This window comes from Halobacillus amylolyticus (genome assembly GCF_022921115.1).
Taxonomy (GTDB): domain Bacteria; phylum Bacillota; class Bacilli; order Bacillales; family Halobacillaceae; genus Halobacillus_A; species Halobacillus_A amylolyticus.
This window is the reverse complement of record NZ_CP095075.1, coordinates 417,572-440,452: the sequence shown is the minus strand read 5'-3', so window position 1 is coordinate 440,452 and position 22,881 is coordinate 417,572. Positions and strand designations below refer to the sequence as shown.

At 41.6% G+C, this 22,881-nt stretch carries 21 protein-coding genes and 1 pseudogene; 7 read left to right on the top strand and 15 right to left on the bottom strand.

The genetic code is table 11. The features are described 5' to 3' along the window. Positions 1-233 precede the first annotated feature (233 nt). From MUO15_RS02340 to MUO15_RS02330, 3 genes are all read left to right on the top strand, one after another. Entirely contained in the window at positions 234-578 is a 345-nt protein-coding gene (locus tag MUO15_RS02340) for an aldehyde dehydrogenase family protein (RefSeq protein ID WP_245033172.1), read from the top strand. Positions 579-726: 148 nt separating this feature from the next. Continuing rightward, entirely contained in the window at positions 727-966 is a 240-nt protein-coding gene (locus MUO15_RS02335; protein WP_245033171.1) for an aldehyde dehydrogenase family protein, read from the top strand. A gap of 194 nt (positions 967-1,160) precedes the next feature. Then, positions 1,161-1,799 carry a YczE/YyaS/YitT family protein gene (locus tag MUO15_RS02330; protein WP_245033170.1) on the top strand — a complete coding sequence of 213 codons (639 nt, stop codon included), beginning with the start codon at positions 1,161-1,163 and terminating at the stop codon, positions 1,797-1,799. Positions 1,800-1,855: 56 nt separating this feature from the next. Here MUO15_RS02330 and MUO15_RS02325 read toward each other — a convergent pair whose 3' ends face one another. Then, complete coding sequence (locus tag MUO15_RS02325) at positions 1,856-2,830, bottom strand: DMT family transporter (RefSeq protein ID WP_245033169.1); 975 nt, start codon at positions 2,828-2,830, stop codon at positions 1,856-1,858. 107 nt (positions 2,831-2,937) lie between these two features. Between MUO15_RS02325 and MUO15_RS02320 the strand changes: the two genes are divergently transcribed. Continuing rightward, on the top strand, positions 2,938-3,507 hold the full coding sequence (locus MUO15_RS02320) for a helix-turn-helix domain-containing protein (RefSeq protein WP_245033168.1): 570 nt from the start codon (positions 2,938-2,940) through the stop codon (positions 3,505-3,507). Positions 3,508-3,595: 88 nt separating this feature from the next. On the opposite strand, the pseudogene MUO15_RS02315 reads toward MUO15_RS02320, so the two are convergent. Then, positions 3,596-3,910, bottom strand: a pseudogene (locus MUO15_RS02315) (SDR family NAD(P)-dependent oxidoreductase); the annotation flags it as partial. A gap of 292 nt (positions 3,911-4,202) precedes the next feature. Between MUO15_RS02315 and MUO15_RS02310 the strand changes: the two are divergent. Both MUO15_RS02310 and MUO15_RS02305 read left to right on the top strand, forming a co-directional pair. Then, entirely contained in the window at positions 4,203-5,834 is a 1,632-nt protein-coding gene (locus tag MUO15_RS02310; protein ID WP_245033167.1) for an acetolactate synthase large subunit, read from the top strand. Positions 5,835-5,846: 12 nt separating this feature from the next. Beyond that, positions 5,847-7,289 (top strand): aldehyde dehydrogenase family protein, encoded by a 1,443-nt coding sequence (locus tag MUO15_RS02305; protein WP_245033166.1) that lies wholly within the window; start codon positions 5,847-5,849, stop codon positions 7,287-7,289. A 685-nt stretch (positions 7,290-7,974) separates the two neighbouring features. Here the strand turns inward: MUO15_RS02305 and MUO15_RS02300 are convergent. From MUO15_RS02300 to MUO15_RS02270, 7 genes are all read right to left on the bottom strand, one after another. After that, complete coding sequence (locus MUO15_RS02300; protein WP_305853263.1) at positions 7,975-9,309, bottom strand: Glu/Leu/Phe/Val family dehydrogenase; 1,335 nt, start codon at positions 9,307-9,309, stop codon at positions 7,975-7,977. Between the two features lie 229 nt (positions 9,310-9,538). Further along, positions 9,539-9,766 (bottom strand): hypothetical protein, encoded by a 228-nt coding sequence (locus MUO15_RS02295; RefSeq protein WP_245033165.1) that lies wholly within the window; start codon positions 9,764-9,766, stop codon positions 9,539-9,541. 78 nt (positions 9,767-9,844) lie between these two features. Then, positions 9,845-11,092, bottom strand: a complete 1,248-nt coding sequence (locus MUO15_RS02290) for a DNA polymerase IV (RefSeq protein WP_245033164.1) — start codon at positions 11,090-11,092, stop codon at positions 9,845-9,847. Positions 11,093-11,179: 87 nt separating this feature from the next. Then, on the bottom strand, positions 11,180-12,307 hold the full coding sequence (locus MUO15_RS02285) for a M20/M25/M40 family metallo-hydrolase (RefSeq protein ID WP_245033163.1): 1,128 nt from the start codon (positions 12,305-12,307) through the stop codon (positions 11,180-11,182). A gap of 238 nt (positions 12,308-12,545) precedes the next feature. Next, positions 12,546-14,096, bottom strand: a complete 1,551-nt coding sequence (locus tag MUO15_RS02280; protein WP_245033162.1) for an acyl-CoA carboxylase subunit beta — start codon at positions 14,094-14,096, stop codon at positions 12,546-12,548. A 2-nt stretch (positions 14,097-14,098) separates the two neighbouring features. Further along, complete coding sequence (gene mce, locus MUO15_RS02275) at positions 14,099-14,911, bottom strand: methylmalonyl-CoA epimerase (protein ID WP_245033161.1); 813 nt, start codon at positions 14,909-14,911, stop codon at positions 14,099-14,101. A 16-nt stretch (positions 14,912-14,927) separates the two neighbouring features. Beyond that, the gene (locus tag MUO15_RS02270) at positions 14,928-16,583 is read right to left on the bottom strand and encodes an acyl-CoA mutase large subunit family protein (protein WP_245033160.1); all 1,656 of its coding nucleotides are present in this window, start codon (positions 16,581-16,583) and stop codon (positions 14,928-14,930) included. 177 nt (positions 16,584-16,760) lie between these two features. Between MUO15_RS02270 and prli42 the strand changes: the two genes are divergently transcribed. After that, on the top strand, positions 16,761-16,880 hold the full coding sequence (gene prli42, locus MUO15_RS02265; RefSeq protein ID WP_245033159.1) for a stressosome-associated protein Prli42: 120 nt from the start codon (positions 16,761-16,763) through the stop codon (positions 16,878-16,880). Positions 16,881-17,166: 286 nt separating this feature from the next. Here the strand turns inward: prli42 and MUO15_RS02260 are convergent, their stop codons facing one another. The 6 genes from MUO15_RS02260 to MUO15_RS02235 form a co-directional block, all read right to left on the bottom strand. Further along, positions 17,167-17,676 (bottom strand): L,D-transpeptidase, encoded by a 510-nt coding sequence (locus MUO15_RS02260; RefSeq protein ID WP_245035814.1) that lies wholly within the window; start codon positions 17,674-17,676, stop codon positions 17,167-17,169. Between the two features lie 51 nt (positions 17,677-17,727). Then, positions 17,728-18,678: an aromatic acid exporter family protein gene (locus MUO15_RS02255; protein ID WP_245033158.1), complete on the bottom strand. Its 951-nt coding sequence runs from the start codon at positions 18,676-18,678 to the stop codon at positions 17,728-17,730. A gap of 83 nt (positions 18,679-18,761) precedes the next feature. Continuing rightward, positions 18,762-19,199 carry a BrxA/BrxB family bacilliredoxin gene (locus MUO15_RS02250; RefSeq protein WP_245035812.1) on the bottom strand — a complete coding sequence of 146 codons (438 nt, stop codon included), beginning with the start codon at positions 19,197-19,199 and terminating at the stop codon, positions 18,762-18,764. Positions 19,200-19,419: 220 nt separating this feature from the next. Next, the gene (locus tag MUO15_RS02245) at positions 19,420-20,364 is read right to left on the bottom strand and encodes a nuclease-related domain-containing protein (protein ID WP_245033157.1); all 945 of its coding nucleotides are present in this window, start codon (positions 20,362-20,364) and stop codon (positions 19,420-19,422) included. A 213-nt stretch (positions 20,365-20,577) separates the two neighbouring features. After that, entirely contained in the window at positions 20,578-21,879 is a 1,302-nt protein-coding gene (locus MUO15_RS02240; protein ID WP_245033155.1) for a dihydrolipoamide acetyltransferase family protein, read from the bottom strand. 18 nt (positions 21,880-21,897) lie between these two features. Next, positions 21,898-22,881 (bottom strand): alpha-ketoacid dehydrogenase subunit beta, encoded by a 984-nt coding sequence (locus tag MUO15_RS02235; protein WP_245033153.1) that lies wholly within the window; start codon positions 22,879-22,881, stop codon positions 21,898-21,900.

Genomic DNA, 22,881 nt, shown 5'->3' with positions numbered 1-22,881 from the left:
ATGCTTTAAGATTCGATTTAACTGAATTTTAATAGGAAGCCTATACAGCCGAAATTGCCTTTTTAACAAGTGAAATCAATAATTATCTAAAACATATAAAAAGATGGATGGCACTCAAAAGTAAAAGCCCATCTCACCCATAAAGGATCGAAAAACTATATCTTTAAGGAACGTATGGTACGGCGCTTGTCATTGCACCATGGAACTATCCTGTCCAGCTTGCTATCGCACCAGTGATTGGTGCGATGGCTGCAGGTAATACAGTCATCTTGAAACCTTCTGAACACACGCCGACCGTGTCATGGGCTATTAAGAAAATGGTTGATCAATACTTTCCTGACCACTTCTTTGTCGTTGTTGAAGGTGAACAGAAGGTAACACGAGAGCTGCTTGATCAGCCTGTTGATTATATTTTCTTTACAGGCAGCGTGTCGGTAGGAAAAATAATTGTGGAAAAAGCAAGCAAACGCAAACGCTTGATCCCCGTTACATTTGAACGAGGTGGGAAAAGTCCAGCTATCGTTCATCATGATGTAAAAGCCAAGTTCGTGAAAAAGCTCCAAAAGTATATCCAGTAATTTTTGGTCTAGACCCATTAGTGAATGCTGAGTACGTAAAAATTGTAAATCGTGCTCAGTTTGATCGAGTTCTTAGCTATTTGAACGAGGGCCGCCTTGTATCTGGCGGGGATATAACAAAGAAAAACGACGTATTGAACCAACGATCATGGATCAAGTAAGTTGGAATGATACGATTATGTGGGATGAAGCTTTTGACCCGCTCCTGCCTATTTTGACCTTCAATACGCTTGCTGAAGTGATTGAACAGGTAAACAGGCATCCCAAACCGCTTGCCTTATATTATTTTGGAGAAAACGATACGCTTTATCATATTCTATCCCCCATCTTCCCTTTGGCGGAGTTGGGGAAAGTGGAATGGCAGTTATCACGGGAGAGCCAGCTTTGAAACCTCTACACATCAAAAGAGCATAACAAAGCAAACAACTAACTTTGATCAAAATTCGGATACCCTGGTTCACAACTTAGACTAAAAGTGATTAAGAAACTTATAAGCACAAACCTTGCTAAAGTGTGATGTTTTTTGTTTTAATTTTATTCTGAGAAGAAAAATGCGTATGCACGGAAGAGGAGGAGTTCAGTATGCACAATACAGTACGGAGAATAATGTTTTACTTTTTTGGAATCATTATTTTAACATTCGGTATTGCACTAACAATCCAATCAAAGTTAGGTACTTCTCCTTTTGATGCCCTGCTAGTTGGATTATTTCGGACATTTGGCTTAACTATTGGCAGTTGGGAGATCATCGTAGGAATGACGATGATCCTTTGTAATGCATTCGCCGAACGACGTCGTCCCGAATATTTTGCGGTCATAACGTCACTACTAACTGGTTTTTCCATTGATGCCTGGCTTTTTGCCATTGGAGATTGGGCTACACCCGAATCCATGCTTACTCAAACTATTTGCTTAGGTTTGGGAATAGTAGCCAGCGCTCTAGGTATTGCGATTAATTTACAAGCTGATTTTGCTCCAAATCCTTTTGACCGTTCCATGTTAGTCTTAAAAAGACTAACGGGATGGAATGTATCGGTATCAAGAGCTGTTATTAGTATTGTTCTCGTTATCCTTGCAGCTATATTTAGTGGCCCTATTGGGATTGGTACTGTTCTGATCACCTTTATTAGCGGGACCCTCATCCATTTATTTATGCCACATGTTTCTCAGGTTGATCAATTTCTCTCAAAACAAGTTAAATATACGAAGAAGCATGCATAGTTTGCATGCTTCTTTTTTAGGAATGGGGAAACAAAAAGCATTTATTGAAGCTATACTTAAGATGCTTTTACTGTGGTATTCCTGCTGATTTTATTAAACCTATAAGTCATATAACTGTGTAGAGCCATACCTATGATGATGATCACAATTCCGAATATTTCCACACTGCCAGGAGCGGGTATGGATAAGATTATCATCTCCCCTATAATAACAAAAAGGACTTGCATCGATTGAGTTGCTTCAACAGCAGCCAGCTTTCCCTGATGGTGGCGTACGTTGTTTGTTGCAAAGAATAATAAGGTCGTTGCAATGACTCCAGAGGAAACTCCAACTATAATTGATTGTGTTACTTGACTAGTTGCAGGAAGACCAACTTTAATAAAACCTATCAATGAAATAATCATCCAAAACGGTATACTCACAATGGTCATTCCTAACACTCGTTGAAAAGTATCAATACGGCCATCACATACTTCCATCATTTTTCGGTTCCCTAAGGGGAAGGCAAAGGCAGCAACCAAAACTGGGCCTATTCCTAGGAGAATCTCTTTACCAGATAAGGATTGAGCGTTTGGAATTTGAATGATGACAATACCGACGAGAATGAACATAGACACCATTAAAGATGTAAGAGGTATTCTTTTACGAACTTTAGTTGGACCATTATCCTTTTGAACCGTTTCGTAGAAAAATACACTTACTAATGTTCCAGCCACAATTGTAAGCTGCCATGTCCCGGCAATTAGCCAACCAGGCCCATAAGAGGCAGAGTAAGTTAGCGGGGCATAAAACATGACGAACCCGACGAAACTCCATAGGGCCCAATGAATGGGATTTCTTAAGATTTCAGCCCATAAAGACTTAACGTTTTTTCTAAACAACACGAGAAGAAATAAGAGTGGTAACATAGAGAAAAACCGTAATGACGACGACCAAAGCCAACTACCTCCAGCAACCTCCATGGAACGATTTAAAATAAAGGTCACTGCAAAGAAAGCAGATGCCATTATTCCAATCATGATGTCTTTCATGGAAACACCACCTCATATAATATAATTTATTAAATATAAATTATATTATACCATAGCATTACCATACATTTATTCCTAACCTAATATGTAAGGAGGGTCTTTTCTTCTTGAGTTCAATAAATGATGTAAAAAAACTGTCCCAGCAAATGGGATCCACACTGAGAAAAGTACGTAATGATAAAGGTTTGAGTTTACAGGAACTAGCTGATCTTTCAAGTGTAAGCAAGCTCACCCTTGGCAACATTGAACGGGGAGAAGCTAACCCCTCTTTATCAATCATTTGGAAAATAGCTAATGCTTTATCCATGCCCATCTCTTCTTTATTAAACGAATCGCGTGAGATTGTAATTTCTCGTAACCATTCTGGTAACAAAGTTTTAAGTCACAACGAAGCATGTTTACTCGAGCCAATGTTTGATGAAAAAGTGTACGGACCCGTTGAAATTCACAGGGCATTTTTAAAAGCCGGCAGTGAGTACTCACCAGGTGCCCACCAGCAGGGTGTTGTTGAATATGTCACGGTAATGGATGGACGTGCTACGGTGGTCATTGAGGGGACAGGCTACGAATTGAATACGTATGACTCCATAAAATTTAAGGCGGATGTGAAGCATTCCTACCTAAATAAAGGCACGGAAGAAGCTGTTTTGCATTTCGTTATGACATATTCAAATTGAACCATTATTTTTAAGCATGCCACTCCTCTCTCTTTAGAAATGAGTGGCATGCTTTATTACTCGAGTACACAAGGAATTGGCTCTCTAACTACTGACTGGAGAAGTTAATTAGTGCAGCCTTACTCGCATTATAATAAGCTATTTCCGGATCTGGCTGCACACCAGATTCAGAAGAAATATTAATAATTCTTCCGTTCTTTTATTTTCTCATATGAGGGATAACAGTTTTAGTGATTCGTACCATTCCAAATACGTTTACATCAAAAATCTCCTGCCAATCCTCAATTTCCAATGACTCGAAGTCATCAAAGCCGCCTGTAATTCCGGCATCACTAACTAACACATCGATGGATCCGAATTCGTTTATGGAGTTTGTGACAAGTTGATCAACATCTTCCTGTCTAGTTAAATCGCTTGAACCGTTAAAACCTTTGAAGGATCTGAATCAATGGAACTTTTTGCTTCTGGTAAATCCTCTTTGTTTCTTCCACAAAACCTACATCCATATGTAATCCTCTTATCTTGTTCTCTAGATTTAATCAGGAAAACAACTCTGTAACTAATTCCCTGTCCGGTCCATATGGAATCCGGCAAAAAGACCAAAAATTAAGTAACGGTCGTTCAAAAAATTAATAAGAACCAAAACTTTACACAAAATAGTGGGGAACGAATTAAAACGGTAAAGGGTGTTTGAAATGAAAGTTGCAGAACTGTTTGTAAAATGCCTTGAAAATGAAGGTGTTGAATACATTTTTGGTGTCCCTGGAGAAGAGAACATTGATCTTATGGATGCCCTGGTTGATTCTAAAATAGAATTTATTGTCACACGTCATGAAACAAGTGCTGCGTTTATGGCGGGAACGTATGGAAAATTGACAGGAAAGCCTGGGGTTTGTCTCGCTACACTAGGACCTGGGGCGACAAACCTATTAACAGGTGTGGCCAACTCCAATATGGACCATTGCCCACTAATTGCGATTACCGGTCAGGCCGGCATGAATCGTCAGCATAAAACATCTCATCAATATTATGACCTCGTTGACATTTATGAACCTGTAACCAAGTGGAATGTACAAATTAAAACGGGAGAGATCGTTCCTGAGGTCGTTAGGAAAGCGTATCAATTAGCCAGCCAGGAAAAACAAGGCGCTACACATATTGATCTCCCTGAAGATATTGCGGGGATGGAGGTAGATGGAGAGCCCCTTCAAGTTACCGGCCATTCGCTCCCACAAGCTGATGAAAAAGTGCTCAAGGATGCTTCTGCACTGATTAATAAAGCAGACTATCCGCTTATCCTCGCCGGAAATGGGATCGAACGTGGAAAAGCAACGGAAAGTTTGCGCATGCTTGTAGAAAAGAAACAAATCCCAGTTGTCCATTCCTTTATGGGAAAAGGGACACTCTCCTGGAAGAACGAATTAAGCTTGCTGACAGCAGGAATTAGTGGAAAAGATTATATTACGTGCGGATTCAAACAAGCGGATTTAATCATTTGTATCGGATTTGATATGGCCGAAACACCTCCGCAAAACTGGAACCCAGAAGCTTCTACTCCAATTTTGCATATCGATACAGAAGAAGCTGAAATTGATTCCCATTATCCTGTTGCTTTGAATGTGGTTGGAGATATTAGAGAAAACTTAAATGAGTTAATAAATATCATACCTAATAAAGAACGGGACCTAACTTGGGTTGCTTCGATTAGAAATCAAATCCTTTCTGAGTTAGAAGAGTACAAGCATGATACTGGCTTTCCAATCAAACCACAAAAAATCATTTCCGATCTGCGCTCTGTTTTAAAAGACGAGGATATTGCGATATCCGATGTCGGGGCCCATAAGATGTGGATGGCGCGGATGTACCATACTGCCGAACCAGACACTTGTCTCATCTCAAATGGATTAGCCTCTATGGGTGTAGCTGTCCCCGGAGCGATTGGAGCTAAACTGGCTTCTCCTGAACGTAATGTCGTAGCTGTATGCGGTGATGGAGCTTTTCAAATGACAGGCGCAGAACTGGAAACAGCTGTCCGTCTCAACCTTCCTATTGTTATTTTACTGTGGAGGGATGACGGCTATGGGCTTATCGAATGGCATCAGTTGAAAAAGTTCGAACGTGCTTCCCATATTAGCTTTGGCAACCCGGATTTTGTGCAACTGGCCAAGTCTTACGGATTTGAAGCGATGGCGATGGAAAAAGCAGAAGATTTGAAACCAGCCCTAGAACAAGCCATAGCCATGAACAAACCTGTTTTAATCGATTGCCCTGTCGATTACGCGGAAAATATGAAATTGACCGAGAAACTTAAAAATATTAACTGCTAACGAGGTGATATAATGAGAATTGGATCCATTATCAATGGAAAAGAATACAAAGAGGAACAGCGCGAAACATTAGCTGTCCATAATCCTTATAACCAAGAAAAAATAGCTGATATTGTGTTAGCAAACATCGAAGATTTAAATAAAGCGATTGAACAAAGCTACGATACCTTTCACAGTACAATGAAAACAATGCCCGCCTATCAACGAGCGAACATTTTACTAAAAACTGCGGACCTTCTCGAGGACCGAAAAGAATCATTTGCCGAAACGATAGCTAAAGAGGCAGGAAAGCCGCTAAAGTATAGTCGAGGTGAAGTGGACCGTGCTGTTCAAGTACTCCGTTTTGCATCGGAAAGAGCCAAACATATTTATAGTGAAGTCATTCCTCTAGATGCTGCGGTTGGAGGGGAAAATCGCCTAGGGTTTACGAAACGGACTCCTCTGGGGGTTGTGGCTGCGATTACACCGTTTAACTTCCCGCTCAACCTGTCGCTCCACAAACTTGCACCAGCGATAGCGGCCGGCAATACAGTCGTGTTTAAACCAGCGGAAAAAACACCCATTTCAGCTTACATGCTTGTCCAACTTTTTCATGAGGCTGGCCTCCCAACAGGAGCTATGAATCTAATCATGGGCAAAGGTGAAGAAGTTGGCGACCCGCTAGTTCAACACGAAAAAGTTCATAAGGTTACCTTTACTGGCAGTTTACCTGTTGGTAAGAATATCCGAGAAAAGGCCGGGTTCAAGAAGGTTACGTTAGAATTAGGATCAAATTCTCCTAATATTTTATTTGAAGATGCTGATATGAAGCAGGCAGTCGAAGACTTAGTCAAGGGTGCCTTCGCCTTCTCCGGTCAAGTGTGTATATCGGCCCAAAGGATTTATGTTCACCATTCCCTTTACGACTCATTTCTCAAGGAATATGTCAAACAAACAGAGGCTCTTACGATTGGTGATCCGACTAATGAGAATACGGATTTTGGCCCGATGATCAATAAAGATGCTGCTGAGAGAGCTAAAACATGGATCGACGATGCCGCATCAAAAGGAGCCAAAATTGCGACAGGCGGTGAATTGGACGGAACCATGCTGACCCCAACGATCATGACTGAGGTAAAAAATGACATGAAAATCATCGCAGAAGAAGTATTTGCCCCGATCGTGTCAATCATTCCTTTTGAAACAGAGGAAGAAGTCGTCAAGCTTTCCAATGATTCGATTTACGGTTTACAAGCAGGAGTGTTTACCAAAGATATTAACCGGGCTCTTCGGGTGGCTAACGAACTCGAAATGGGTGGAGTATGGATTAATGAAATCTCCACCTACCGTCAGGACAATCACCCTTATGGTGGTGTGAAGCAAAGTGGAATCGGCCGTGAAGGTGTGAAATACGCCATCGATGATATGACAGAGTTAAAATTTATCGGGATTAACCTTAACGAAAAAAGACTTTGACATTTCCATCATAGTCAGCTTGTAGAGAAACCCCTAGTTAGTTTTTTTACAAGTTTTTTTATCCTTCCTTCGTGGAAGAAAATACCACGCGCTTAATCGAACTTCCTTGTTCATGTTCTCGAGTCTCCTAGCGAAACCCACAAGACCATTGTATAACCGAGCAGAATTCTGTAATCGCAATATTTAGGTGAAGTCACTATATAATGGAATAAATTATGGCAGGAATAACGGGAATATGGTTATTGAATTAATAAGCCGTAATCTGGAATAAAGGTTAGGAACAGAATCACGGTTCCGTTGTTAGAAACAGAGATAGGAACAGAACCGTGACTTGTAGCGGGTGTACACGTGATCAGCCATCACTACTATAAGTCGTGCGTATGACGCTAAGAACTTTAAGGTAAACGTTAAGAATGTACTAGTCAAAATGTACACAATGATTGCAGAATGAAATACCTAAAGCAAGTGATCAAGATCTAATATAGCGGTTCCGTTAACCTTAATGATCATAAGGAGTCGTTCCCCGCCACCTTTCTCCTTTTTTATAACGGAATCCGCGGTGATAGAGAGAAAAAATAGGCTGTCGAGACTTTCTCGACAGCCTGAGACTATGACGCTTACGTCATAGTCTTTTTTCATATGAGAATTTTGGCACAGCATAGGCAGATTAGGTTCTCATTCAGTCTTATTTCATATCATTGTTATGCTTTTCCATCTCGGTATCTTTAATCCAGCCGCGTGCTTCCATTGCTTTTACGAGGTGATTGATCCCTACCATATAAGCAGCATCCCTCATGCGGCATTGCTTATCCTTTTTCATGTCCAATACTTTATCAAAACCAAACAACATATGCTCCTCAAGCTTCTTGTTCACTTCTTCCTCTTTCCAGTAGTAGTTCATCGTATTTTGTACCCATTCAAAATAGGATACGGTTACACCGCCGGCATTACAAAGGATATCCGGAATAACAAAAATTCCTTTTTCTTCAAGAATTTTATCCCCTTCAGGTGTGGTTGGCCCATTGGCTGCTTCAGCTAAGATTTTCGCCTGTATGTTTGGTGCATTCTCTTTGGTTACCTGGTTTTCAATGGCCGCCGGAATGAGAATATCTACAGGGAGGCTAAACATTTTCTCGTTCGTGATCGACTCCGCATCGGAGAATTTAGATGCATAGTTTTTCCCATCTTTCACAAACTCAAGCAGGGCAGGAATGTCTATCCCTTCCTCATTGTAGATTCCACCTTTTGCATCGGTAATAGCGACAACCTTAACTCCTAATTCATGTAAAAACTTAGCTGTCATACTTCCCACATTGCCAAATCCTTGAAGGGCTGCTGTAGATTTGCTTAAATCCATTTCCAAAACCCTAGCAGCCTCACGGATCGTCAAGACAACTCCACGACCTGTAGCTTCCAATCGTCCTAAGGATCCACCAATAATAACTGGTTTCCCTGTAATCATACCCGGAATGTTATACCCCCGAAGCTGATCAAATTCATCAATCATCCAGCCCATTACCTCCGGGCTCGTATTGACATCTGGAGCCGGAATATCCTTTTGTGGACCAATGATCGGTGTAATTTTTCTGATATAGGTACGACTTAATGTTTCAAGTTCTCGTACAGATAGTTTCTCAGGATCAACGATGACTCCCCCTTTACCGCCGCCAAAAGGAATATCGAGAATCGCAGCTTTTAGAGACATCCAAATAGAAAGCGCCTTCACCTCATCAACGTTAACTTTCGGGTGAAAGCGAATTCCTCCCTTAGTTGGCCCAAGAATATCAATGTGCTGGGAGCGATATCCGGTAAAGTTTTGAATTGTCCCATCATCCATACGAACCGGAAGCGACACCTCAAGCATTCTCATCGGTTTTTTAAGTACCTGATAAACATTCTCGTTCAAACCAAGGGTTGTCACGGACTCCTTAATTAATCCTTTTACGATATCATAAGGATTATGGTCCTGTGTCGTTATATCTGATTCAGGCTTGTCTCTATTGATCTTTTCACTTGCCATGTCAATTCCCCCTATTATAGGATCTCTCAGTAACTAAAATTCCTAAAAGTCCGCCTTTTTATACCAAACTAAAATGAAAATAGCTGACAGGCATCCTTATTAACTAAATTTCCATAATGAAAATAATGAAATTTCATTTTAGGAAAGAAATGACCCTGGCACATGTACCAGGGTCATTTTACAGCCGTATAGACTTCTTTTATTGTTTTGAGCCTACAGAGGTGGAGTCTTATTGATTCAACTGTTGTTGACACTGTTGTACAAGTTGCTGAATTTGCTGCAACTGCTGAGAAGCATTTTGCTCACGTTGAGCCATTTGTTGTTGTGAATTCATAGCTGCCCCTTGGGGTTGTCCTTGTCCTTGAAGTTGTTGAGCATTTTGTTGTTCTTGCTGCTCCAATTGTTGAGCAATTTGAGCAATCTGCTGAAGTGCTTGTTGAGCTTGTTGTTGTGGCATAATCATTTTCCTCCTTTTGGATATGGATACTATGATATTGTGTGTGAGTTTTCAGGTTTCATTCACGTTTATTTCACCCTATTTATTTTTATAATCATCCAGAAAATCTTTCTGAAAACTCGTGGTAATCTTAGCATCTGATGGATTTTTTAGCTTCTGAAACGGGTTTTGACCATACTTTTCAGTTAGTGTATCAATCACATGATAGAGCTTTTCTTTTTCTGCATATTGTTGATAGTTAAATAGGTCAAGTTGCTGAGTAAGTTCGTTTTTTTCGGCTAGATCTTGGGCGGTTATACCTAGCAGTCGAATAGGTTGTTGATTCCAATGCTCATCAAATTGTTGAAAAGCGGCTTGAAACAGCTCATCCGCTGTTCCAATAAAGTCGGAAAGCTGACGACTTCTGGTTACTGTTTTACGATCATGATAACGGATCATGAGTTGAACATTTTGAGCAAGAACGCCTTTATTCTTCATGCGTGCTTCTACTTTTGCAGCAAGCTTTCTAAGTACTTGACGAACTTCCGCTTCATCGGTTGTATCATGGGGAAGTGTTGTCGATGTGCCAATACTTTTAAATTCGTGAACGGCTTCTGGATCAACGGGTTTTTCGTCGATTCCATTTGCTCTACTCTGTAAGCGTTCGCCATTAATACCGAGCACACGTTTAAGATCTAAGACAGGGTGCTCAGCTAGATCACCAATGGTTTCTACTCCAATGTTTCTTAACTTGGAGGCTGTTTTTTCACCTACGCCGTACATTTCCTCTATAGGGAGGGGCCACAATTTATGCTGCAAATCCCGTTTACGCAAAATGGTAATGCCCATTGGCTTTTTCATATCCGAAGCCATCTTGGCCAGAAATTTATTTGGTGCGATTCCTATACTGCATGGCAGGTCCAGTTCGTCTTTTATACGAGACTGGATCCGCTCGGCAATCTCTGGAGGAGAACCTTGCTCATGGCATGCAGTGATATCCATGTAGCCTTCGTCAATGGAAACAGGTTGAACAGTATCAGTGACATCTGCAAGAATTTTAAACATTTCTCTCGATGCAGCACGATATCGCTCAAAGGTTGGTGACATGACGATTAAATTTTTGCAAAGGCGCTTAGCTTCACCCACTGGCATCGTTGTCTTCACACCGTATTTCCGAGCTTCATAGCTGCTTGTGACGACAATGCCACGCCTTTCCTCAGGATTCCCCGCAATCGCTAGCGGTTTGCCCTTTAAAGATGGGTCAAAAGCCATTTCTACTGATGCGTAGAAACTGTTCATATCTACGTGAAAAATAACCCGACCGTTTTTTGGGTACCACTTCGACATAGTGATCCTTCCTTTTCGAACAATTGTTCTTAAATTATAACACAAGAAAAAAGCAGCCATGTACATGACTGCCTTGTGCCGACTTTATTATTGACCTGCAGCTTCCTCGATAATTGCTGTAACAAGTTCCGCAATTTTCACAAGCTCTCCTACTGGCATCCGTTCATTTGTTGTATGAATTTCTTCATATCCTACAGCAAGGTTCACAGTTGGAATACCATGACCAGCGATGACGTTAGCATCACTGCCTCCACCACTTGTTAACAATTCGCTTTCACGGCCAATCTTCTTCGCTGCTGCTCTAGCAACTTCAACAACATGATCGCCTGCTTGCTGTTTAAAGCCTGGATACATAATGTCGACTTGAAGTTCGACTTCACCGCCCATTTCTTCAGCTGTCTCAATAAAAGCCTGCTTCATTTTATCGACCTGTTCATTCATCTTTTCGGGAACGAGTGAACGGGCCTCTGCTAAAATTTCAACATGGTCGCAAACAATATTCGTTTGCTTTCCACCTTCAAAGCGGCCGATATTTGCTGTTGTTTCCTCATCAATGCGCCCAAGAGGCATTCTTGCGACAGCTTTAGAAGCAAGCGTAATGGCAGATACCCCTTTTTCAGGAGCAAGGCCAGCATGAGCCGTACGACCTTTAACAACGGCCTTAATTTTCGCCTGTGTAGGTGCAGCAACGATAATGTTACCTACCTGTCCATTACTATCAATGGCATAACCATATTTTGCTTTCAAATGGGCACTGTCAAGCGCCTTCGCCCCAACGAGCCCGCTTTCTTCTCCAACAGTGATGATAAATTGCAGATCGCCATGCTCAACATCTTGTTCCTTAATGGAACGAATCGCTTCTAATATGGCGGCAAGACCAGCTTTATCATCCGCACCCAGAATGGTTGTCCCGTCTGTCACGATGTAATCATCTTTAATGGATGCTTTTACATTGATCCCCGGTACAACTGTATCCATATGGGACGTGAAATAAATCGTGTCGATTCCTTCTTTTGTTCCTTTCAAATTACAAATAAGATTCCCGGCACCGTGTCCGGTTTTATCTTTGGCATCGTCTTCGGTGACATCAAGACCTAGATCCTGAAATTTCTTTATCAGTACTTGAGCAATCTTTGCTTCATCCTTTGTTTCAGAATCCACTTGAACTAGTTCAAGGAATTCTTCGATTAAACGGTCTTTATTAACAGCTACCATCATTTCAACCTCCAGACAAAGTATATGTAAAAACTTATTCCTCTTAGAGGATGTTCAAAAAGTCACCAAATGATAAGCGACGAATCTCTTCGTTGGCTTGCTTTTCCGCTACTCACGTATCAATAAGCATACGTTCCGTTGCTCAAAGCTACGCCGCCTCTACCTTCTTGCTTCTAATTTGGCAACTTTTTGAACACTCACTCTTAGTACGTTAGCTCAAACAGCACTTACGTGTCAATTAGAGAGGAATATTGCCATGTTTTTTATAGGGGCGGTCTTCTTGCTTATTTTTCAGCATATCAAGTGCATTGATAAGGGTAATTCTTGTTTCTCTAGGATCGATCACGTCGTCAACCATACCGAGCCCAGCAGCTACATAGGGATTTGCAAAGCGTTCACGGTATTCATTAATTTTATTCTGTCTAGTTTCTTCAGGATTCTCGCTATCTTTGATTTCTTTTGCGAAAATAATGTTTGCAGCCCCCTCTGGCCCCATAACAGCAATTTCAGCATTTGGCCAAGCATAAACTAAATCTGCGCCAATCGATTTACTATTAAGAGCTACATACGCACCACCATAAGCCTTACGGGTGATAACAGTCAGTTTAGGGACAGTTGCCTCTGAATAGGCATATAAAATTTTCGCTCCATGACGAATGATCCCTCCATGTTCTTGCTTAATGCCAGGGAAGAAACCGGTCACATCTTCAAACGTGATAAGTGGAATATTGAAAGAATCACAAAAACGGATAAAACGTGCAGCTTTATCACTTGAGTCAATATCTAGGCCGCCAGCCATATATTTAGGTTGGTTACAGACTAGCCCGACTGTTTGTCCTTTCAGACGCGCGAAACCTACGACAATGTTCTTGGCAAAGTCTTTGTGGATCTCAAAAAAGGAATCTTCGTCTACCACTTCCTCAATAATCACACGGACATCATACGGTCTAACTGGATCAAATGGGATTTTATCTGTTAAATCTGCACGGTAATCGTCTTTCTCGTCATTCACCTCGATACGCTGCGGTTTTTCTTTGTTATTTGCAGGCAGATATTTCACTAGATCTCGTACAGCATCAAGGGCGGAAGCTTCATCTTCTGTTTTAATATGGGCATTCCCGCTCAACGTATTATGTACGTTAGCTCCTCCCAAATCCTCAGCAGAAATTTGTTCCCCAGTAACCGTTTCAATTACTTTAGGTCCTGTGATAAACATTTGCGATGTTTCTTCAACCATAATGACAAAGTCAGTGATTGCCGGGGAGTAAACCGCCCCGCCGGCACATGGTCCCATGATGACAGAGATTTGCGGGATTACTCCAGAGTAGATCGAGTTACGATAAAAGACTTGACCATAACCATCAAGGGAGGACACCCCTTCTTGAATGCGAGCGCCGCCAGAGTCGTTAAGCCCGATGAATGGCGTGCCATTTTTCACTGCTAGATCCATCACCGCAGCAATTTTTTTGGCATGCATTTCCCCAAGAGCTCCCCCATATACGGTAAAATCTTGCGCAAATAAATAAATATCTCGGCCATCAATCTTACCAAAACCAGTTACAACACCTTCCCCGTGGGCCTCATTCCCATTCATGCCAAAATCACTTTGACGTTGTTCGATAAACGGGTTAAGTTCAATAAAACTGTTCTCATCAACTAAATAGTCAATTCGTTCTCGCGCCGTCCACTTGCCTTTTTCATGTTGTCTATTAATTCGCTCGTCGCCGCCACCTAGTTCGGACTGCCTTCTTTTGTCATAAAGCTCGTTAATCTTATCATAAATATCCATGATTACTGCTCCCCCTTAGGTTCGGTTAACTCATAAAGGACACCGCCTGCAGCCTTTGGATGTAAAAATGCAATTTGACTGTTATGAGCACCTTGTTTTGGTTCTTTATGAATCAGTGGTACACCTTCTACCTGATACTGTTCAAGCCTTTTAGCAATATCATCAACCTCAAGGGCGATATGGTGAATCCCTTCCCCTTTTTTTGCTATAAATTTACGAATGGAGGATTCATCACTTAACGGCTCAAGCAGTTCGATCCGGGTGTCACCGATGGGAAGAAAAGCTACCCTTACTTGTTCTGAGGCTACTTCTTCAACTGCCTCCACTTCAAGGCCCAGCGTATGTTGATAAAAAGCTAGAGACTGTTCAATGTTCTCAACAGCGATTCCAATATGGGACACTTTCTTCGGAGCAGTTCTCGTTTCCTGATTCATTAATTGTTTGATATAGATCGCCGTTGCATCAGTAGGAGCCCCGCTTGTGAAAATTTTCTTCACACCCTGCTCTTCTAAATGCGGGATATCTTCAGCCGGGATAACTCCTCCACCAATAACAGGAATGTCTGAAGCCCCTTCCTTTTCTAAAGCAGCTACTACTTTAGGAAAAAGCGAATTGTGAGCCCCTGATAGCGAGGAAAGGCCAACAACGTCTACGTCTTCCTGCACAGCAGCACGAGCAATTTGAATGGGTGATTGTCTTAATCCTGTATAAATAACTTCCATCCCATGGTCTCTTAACGCTTGAGCAATAATAAGTGCTCCTCTATCATGACCATCAAGTCCTGGTTTAGCAATCAGAACGCGTATTGGTTTCATCTGTCCATCATCCTTCCTACACTCCTGTATATTCTCCAAATTCGTCACGAAGTACATTCGCAATTTCACCTACTGTTGCATAAACCCTGACAGCCGCAACGATATGCGGCATGACATTTTCATTTGTTTTCGCTGCTTGTTTGAGCCCTTTGAGGCATTCGTCTACCTCTGTTTGATTACGTGAATTTCGGACTTGTTCAGTTTTTTCAATTTGATCCGTTTCTAATGCTTCATCAACCCGTAGTAAGTCTGGATTAACCTCTTCCTCCAACTTATAATCGTTTAATCCAACAACAATATCCTCGTTGGACTCAATGCGTTTCTGCGCTTCATATGCCGTCTGGTGGATTTCCCTTTGCATAAATCCTTCCTCAACAGCTTGGACCGCTCCACCCAGTTCTTTAATACGTTCAAGATACTTGTTGACCTCCTCTTCAATTTCATCCGTCAATGCCTCTACATAATAAGAACCGCCCAGGGGATCGATCGTATCTGCTACACCGCTTTCTTGAGCAATGATTTGCTGCGTTCTTAGTGCAATCCGTGCAGAGTCCTCTGTCGGCAAAGCCAGGGCTTCATCACGTGAATTGGTATGTAAGCTTTGCGTTCCCCCCATAACCGCTGACAAAGCTTGAACAGTTACTCGAACAATATTGTTATCCGGCTGTTGTGCGGTTAACGTACTCCCGCCTGTTTGTGTATGAAATCGAAGCTTCCAGCTTTTCGGATTTTCTGCTTTATAATGATCCTTCATAATCTTTGCCCAAATTCGTCTTGCTGCGCGAAACTTGGCCGCTTCTTCAAAAAATTGATTGTGTGCATTAAAGAAGAAGGCCAACCTTGGTGCAAATTGATCAACCTCAAGTCCAGATTCAATGGCTGCATCCACATAGGCCATCCCATTCGCGATTGTAAATGCCACCTCTTGAACAGCTGTCGAGCCTGCCTCACGGATATGGTACCCTGAGATGCTTATGGTATTGAATTTTGGCAACTGCTCATGGCAATAGCCAAAAATGTCTGTGATCAGACGCATAGACGGCTTCGGCGGGTAAATATATGTACCCCGTGCGATATATTCTTTTAAGATATCGTTTTGAATCGTACCTGTTAATTTTTCTGGACTCACCCCTTGCTTTTCCCCGACAGCAATGTACATCGCTAATAAAATCGATGCTGGAGCATTGATCGTCATGGACGTACTCACCTTGTCTAACGGGATTTGGTCAAAAAGACGTTCCATGTCTAACAGTGTATCAATTGCCACTCCAACCTTACCCACTTCCCCTTCTGCCATCGGATCATCAGAGTCATAACCAATTTGAGTAGGTAAGTCGAAGGCAACAGATAGCCCTGTTTGTCCTTGTGCTAATAAATATCTAAACCGTTCATTCGTTTCTTCTGCCGAACCAAACCCGGCATATTGGCGCATTGTCCAGTACCTACTACGATACATGGTCGGTTGTATTCCCCTGGTATACGGGAATTGCCCCGGAAAACCTAGTTCTTCTGTATAAGTCTCACTCGATTCTTTGGGTGTGTATAGACGATTAATCTCAAGTTCTGAACTAGTCGTAAAAGTTTGCTTTCGTTCTGGGAAACGTTGTTCTGTTTTTTTTACATCGTGTTTCCAGTTATCTTTAATTCGTTGATAGTTATTTGATTGATTCATACTGTCTCCTCCCCACTTGAAAAATCTTCCCCTCTAGCATACCAAATATAAAGCGCTTACGTTTTTAAAAATTATTAGAATTCACAATTCTATTGTATATGATTTTCTTCCCTTGTCCAAACCACAGGTTCCATGTAAAATGTTTATAGGATATTGTTAAAAGGAGGTCATTTTACCTTGGCTCATTCTAAGAAAAAAAAATCCAAGCGCGAGCGCCGGATGAAGGCGATCATTTATGTGATGATTCTTTCAATGGTTCTCTCCTCTCTTCTTGCCGGAGCGTCTTTCTTTATGTAAGAACAAAAGCGCTAGCGCCCCGGTAGACACGACAGAGGAAGTTCGACTAAAAACGGCACGTCCTGTGCCAACGTCGAACTGACCCGCGTCCTGCGGGCCCAAGACGAGCGGCGCAGTGGAGTGGTTTTCCTCCACGGAGGCGATTGACTTATGTCTCGAGTGTCTGGGCGCTGAAGCTGGATGTGGCTAACTTCATGTAAGCTTATCCACAGGCAAATTTTTATAACTTCCTAGGCAAATAAAACGCCGCAAGTTAAGTGTAAATTTACTTAGCTTGCGGCTTATTTTATGAGAAGAACGCTTTGAGTTTCCCTTTATGCCATTGCTCATACATTTGTTCAAATGAAGTCGACGATTCATCGACAATAATAATTTCTGTCCCCTCTTCCACAAGCTCATAAAGCTGTTCAACTTTTTCATTGGTAAGACGAATACAACCTGCTGATACAGCATTTCCTATTGACTCTGGCTGATTCGTACCATGAACACCAAATATTCGCCCATCCGTACCGTTTGCATCAAAACCAATCCAGCGGCTTCCGAGTGGATTTTCAGGTACTCCTCCTGGAATGTCTTTCTTCCGATAGTAAGGGTCCTTCGCTTTGACACGAATAGAAAAATGTCCTTCCGGTGTCAATTCCTTCGTTTTGCCTGTAGCTGCCTTAGTATGAAATATTTCTTTTCCGGATTGGTAAACAGCAAGTTCATGTGATGATTTGTTCACAAGCATTACTGGTTCCTCTGTAATTGAGGGTGGTAAAAACGAACTAAACATCATTAAGATCAGGGCGATCATTTGCATAGCCTGTCATCCTTTTTCTCAAAGTTTCCCCGAGAAAAGAAACCACTATACATCACTCTTTTTAAAGGAGCGCTTAATAATTAAATACTCTTCGATTTCGTTCAATAAATGAAATAAACTTGCCCTAACTTCAAATTCGTCCCTCGTTACTGGCAGTTCATCATTTCTAAAATCCTCTTTCATTTCTTTTAACTGCTGTAAATAAAGCACGGCTGTGTTGCCTGGGTGAATGCCCTCAGCCAACTCCTCAAAAAATTGCGCGATCCGTTTCGCATGCTTATTTGGCCCTGAAATTCTGGTAACAAGCGGAAGCATGCGCTCAAGCAGTTCAAACTGCTTTGTCCGCATGTGAAAATAGTGATAAAACTGGTTGTGGGTACGGAGCAGGTGATTTTCTACGTCTCGAAAGGAAAGAGATTTTGCCTCCTCCAAAAGAGCTGCAGTATCAGTTAATTCTTTGCCTGTCCAACCATCATTTCCATCTTTTAGGAATCGTGACAGTTCTCTCAATATTACAGCAAAGTTATCCTCCGTTTGTTGCTGATATTCCTCAAGCTTACCTTCAAGACTCGGCATATAAACATTAAGCAGTAATGCCGTTCCAATCCCCACGAGCATGAGCAGTAGCTCGTTCCATATAAGAGAAGCTGAAATTCCACCTGAACCATAAAGATGTAGAATAATAACAGAACTCGTGACAATTCCGGGGGTAATCTTCAGCCATACTGTGGCAGGAATGAAGACAAACAACATTAGACCGATCGCTAAAGGATGGTAGCCAATCAGTTCAAAGAAGAGAAGGGAAAAACCCATTGCTACGAAGCAGGCAGCGAACCGGTGCCAAGCCGACAGAAAAGATCTCTTTCTCGTGATTTGAATGCACAGAATGGTGAGAATCCCAGCTGAAGCATAATTATCTACTTGCAGCAGCTGAGCTATCCAGATGGCAAAAGGGGTTCCAATAGCTGTTTTAATCGTACGGTATCCTATTTTCAAACCTATGTCACCTCAAATTAAACGCTTTCTATGTAAAAAGGGATCCTTGTCTAAACAAAGATCCCTTTTATCATACACATTTTTTATACCTCTTTACAATACTCCTCAAAGTTGCGTTGAAGCTTACCGATGACTTCCATCGGTTCAAAACCTTCAATATCATGGCGCTCAACCATTGTCTGGATCTTGCCGTCCTTCATAAGTGCAAAGGATGGAGAAGATGGAGGATAGCCTTCAAAGAATTGACGCGCTCTCTCAGTCGCTTCACGATCTTGTCCAGCAAAAACAGTAACTAAATGATCCGGGCGCTTATCATAGTGGATAGCATGTGAAGCTGCCGGGCGGGCAATGCCTCCAGCACAACCACAAACGGAATTTATCATGACAAGTGTCGTACCTTGCTTTGATAGAGCTTCCTCCACTTGTTCAGCTGTCGTTAGCTCTGAATAACCTGCCTGGGTAATCTCATCACGTGCTTTGGTGACAACATCATTCATATAAATATTGAAATCCATATACATGGCTCCTTTTTTAAATATTATCAACATTTTACCAAGATCTTCGGGTTCTTTCAATTAACTTGCAACGAGTGAGGGGAACAATTGGTTGAATGGGAGGTATTAAGAACTTAATCGCAGGAAAAACAGGATAATTGCGCGAAATTTGAATTAATTGCACATAATAAGTGATAATTGCACAATTTGAGGCACTAATTGCACATATTATTGGATAATTGCATATTTACAATTTTTTCAAGTCATATACCCTCCCTTTTGTCATTCCATACGTGGGTAAGTTCATTGATCTTAAAATTGATGTGGCGATACTTCGAGACGAAAACTGGAGAAAGTCGCGTAACTCACTATTTGTGATTTTTGGTTTTATAAGAAGGGAGTAATCCTTTAAAGCCGGGAGGTGGGCTTCAACTGACTCAAACCTGCAGACCTGGCAAAACCACTTCCCATGTTTTCTTTGCATAGAAGTAGCTAGGCAGTTAGGACAGTGAATCCCTTTGCGAATGTTTTGTTCATTCAAGCCATAGTAATGAAGAATATTGATATCGGATGGAGTATCGCAGGCGATTAATTTAACGCATAGTTGCTCCATTTCCCTTGAAGTAAGCAAATGTTCTCTATACTTATCCTGCAGTTCTTTCATTTTAAATGGGAGATAAGCGTTGTGAATGACTGACTCGTTTGTTGTATCTAGAATTGTGGAATTTTTACTAATGACAATTAAGGTTTCAATCGGGGGAGTAAGCACAGAATTTGAACGGAGCCACTTTTGAAGGTGAAGTTTCTGCCTTTTTACTTGGATAAGGGGATCGAGAAAGCCCTCTTCTTTTCCATCATGCGAACGAACCAATTGATGCCGTTCTTCATCAAAAGTGAGTTTACCTGCGATATTTTTAACCTCGATGATGGTTAGGAATTTTGGAGTTATCAATAACGTATCCATTTGAACGAAGTAATCTTCAATTGGTAATCTTAGATCATGAAGGATGTGAGCTTCTTTTGATAAAAACTTAAGATGATAATCTATGGATTCTTCCCCTCGAAAACCTGCCAGTGATGTTGCATAATCTTTTTCGATTAGAGATACCTTTGACTGATCCGCTAATACTCTACTTACTAACGCCCCTTGTTTTAAAAGTCTTATTGGCCGTTTTCTCTTTTTTCTAATCATTGATTCACTCCTTCAATATAGTTCTGTGTTATATTCTCTACCCCTAACTATTAATCCTGCTTTATTGCATGAAATTTAAATTAATTGCGCGAAATTCAGGATAATTGCATGAAATTTGAATTAATTGCACATAAAACTAATTAATTGCACGAAAAACCGATTAATTGCATATTTGACAAAAAAATAGCCCCAGAATAATCTGAGGCACAAATTTTAATAAACAGATGTATGCTCTTTGGACATGTTTTCAAGAATTTCTTTGACTCTTGCTAAGAAGTTGCCAGCTACTAGACCATCTAACACTCTATGGTCTAAGGATAGGCATAAATTGACCATGTCACGTGCTCCAAACATGCCGTCCTGATAAACCGGCTTTTTCACGATCGATTCTACTTGTAAGATCGCGGCCTGGGGATGATTAATAACACCCATGGATTGCACAGAACCAAACGACCCGGTATTGTTCACCGTAAACGTTCCACCTTCCATATCTTTCGAAGTTAACTTGCCTTGGCGTGCTTTGCCAGCAATGTCGGTAATATCACGTGCAATGCCTTTAATGCTCTTCTCATCAGCATCTTTTATAACAGGCACGAAGAGCTCGTCCTCTTTGGCAACAGCAATATTTAAATTAATCGCTTTACGTTGAATGATCTTATCTCCTGCCCACGTACTATTAAGCTGGGGATAGTCTTTCAATGCTTGAGCAACAGCTTTAACGAAAAAGGAGAAGAACGTTAGGCTATAGCCTTCTTTTTCTTTAAACTGCTTCTTAAGTGAATTACGAAGCTCGACCAAGTTGGTGACATCGACTTCCACCATCATCCAAGCATGTGGAATTTCAGTTGTTGATTTGACCATGTTCTGTGCGATCGCTTTTCTAACACCTGTAACAGGAATTTCTACGTCACCTTCACCAGCTTGTACATTTGGAGCTGATACCGATGTTTTTGGCGCTGCTTGCTCAGGAGCCCGTTCAGCTGCAGGCCGTTCAGAAGCTGACTCCTCTTTGGCTCGAGGCATATCGCCACTTGCAATGATCTTCTCAATGTCTTTACGGGTAATTCGCCCGCCCCGTCCTGACCCTTCAACCTGATTCAAATCTATGTCATTGTCTTGAGCTAAAGTCATGACTGCTGGAGAATAACGCTTCTTATTGCCTTTTTCCTGTTTAGGTTTCGTATCCGTTTTCTCTGAAACTTGTTTCTCAGGTGACTCTGCTTTAGGAGAATCATCCGTCTTTTCTTCAGCCGTACTAGCAGAAGAGCCGGCACCCTCAACCTCGATATGGCACATTAATTCACCGACTTCGATGGTATCGCCTTCTTGGGCAATAAGCTCTTTAATTGTTCCAGTAAATGAGGACGGAACCTCTGCATTTACTTTATCTGTCATAACTTCAGCAATTGGGTCATACTTATTTACTTTGTCACCAGGCTGGACAAGCCACGAATTGATCGTACCTTCCGTAACACTCTCACCAAGCTGAGGCATGTTGATTTTCTCTACTCCCACAAGGAACTCCTCCTCTAATTAAAATTCCGCTAAATCACGCATAGCTTTTTCAACTTTATCAGGGTTCATCATAAAGTATTTTTCCATAGTAGGTGCGTATGGCATGGATGGAACATCAGGTCCAGCTAGTCGTTTCACAGGAGCATCTAAGTCAAACAAGCAATTCTCGCTTATGATCGCGGACACTTCAGAAATGATCCCGCCTTCTTTATTATCCTCTGTAACCAGCAGAACTTTTCCAGTTTTAGAAGCTGCTTCGATAATTGCTTCTTGATCCAGCGGGTAAACCGTTCTTAAGTCGAGGATGTGGGCGTCGATTCCTTCTTCTTCTAGTTTCTCAGCCGCTTGTAAAGCAAAGTGGACACAAAGACCATAAGTAATCACGGTAATGTCTGATCCTTCCCGTTTTACATCCGCTTTTCCTAGAGGCAGTGTATAGTCATCCTCTGGCACCTCACCTTTGATTAAGCGATAGGCACGTTTATGTTCAAAGAAAAGGACAGGGTCATTGTCACGAATCGATGCTTTAAGCAGGCCTTTTACATCATAAGGAGTAGAAGGCATGACAATCTTCAATCCTGGTTGATTTGCAAAAACAGCTTCAACAGACTGGGAATGATAAAGGGCACCATGTACGCCTCCACCATAAGGAGCGCGAATCGTCATAGGTACATTCCAGTCGTTGTTGGAACGGTAACGAGTTTTTGCTGCTTCTGAAATAATTTGGTTCACAGCCGGCATAATAAAATCCGCAAATTGCATTTCGGCAACTGGACGCATTCCGTACATGGCTGCACCGATTCCAACACCAGCGATGGCGGACTCAGCTAATGGGGTATCCAATACACGATCTTCCCCAAACTCATCATATAACCCATCGGTCGCACGGAATACGCCTCCACGCTTACCAACATCTTCGCCTAAGACAAATACTTTCTCATCACGTTGCATTTCTTCTTTCAATGCTTGTGTTACAGCTTGAATATAAGATATGACTGCCAT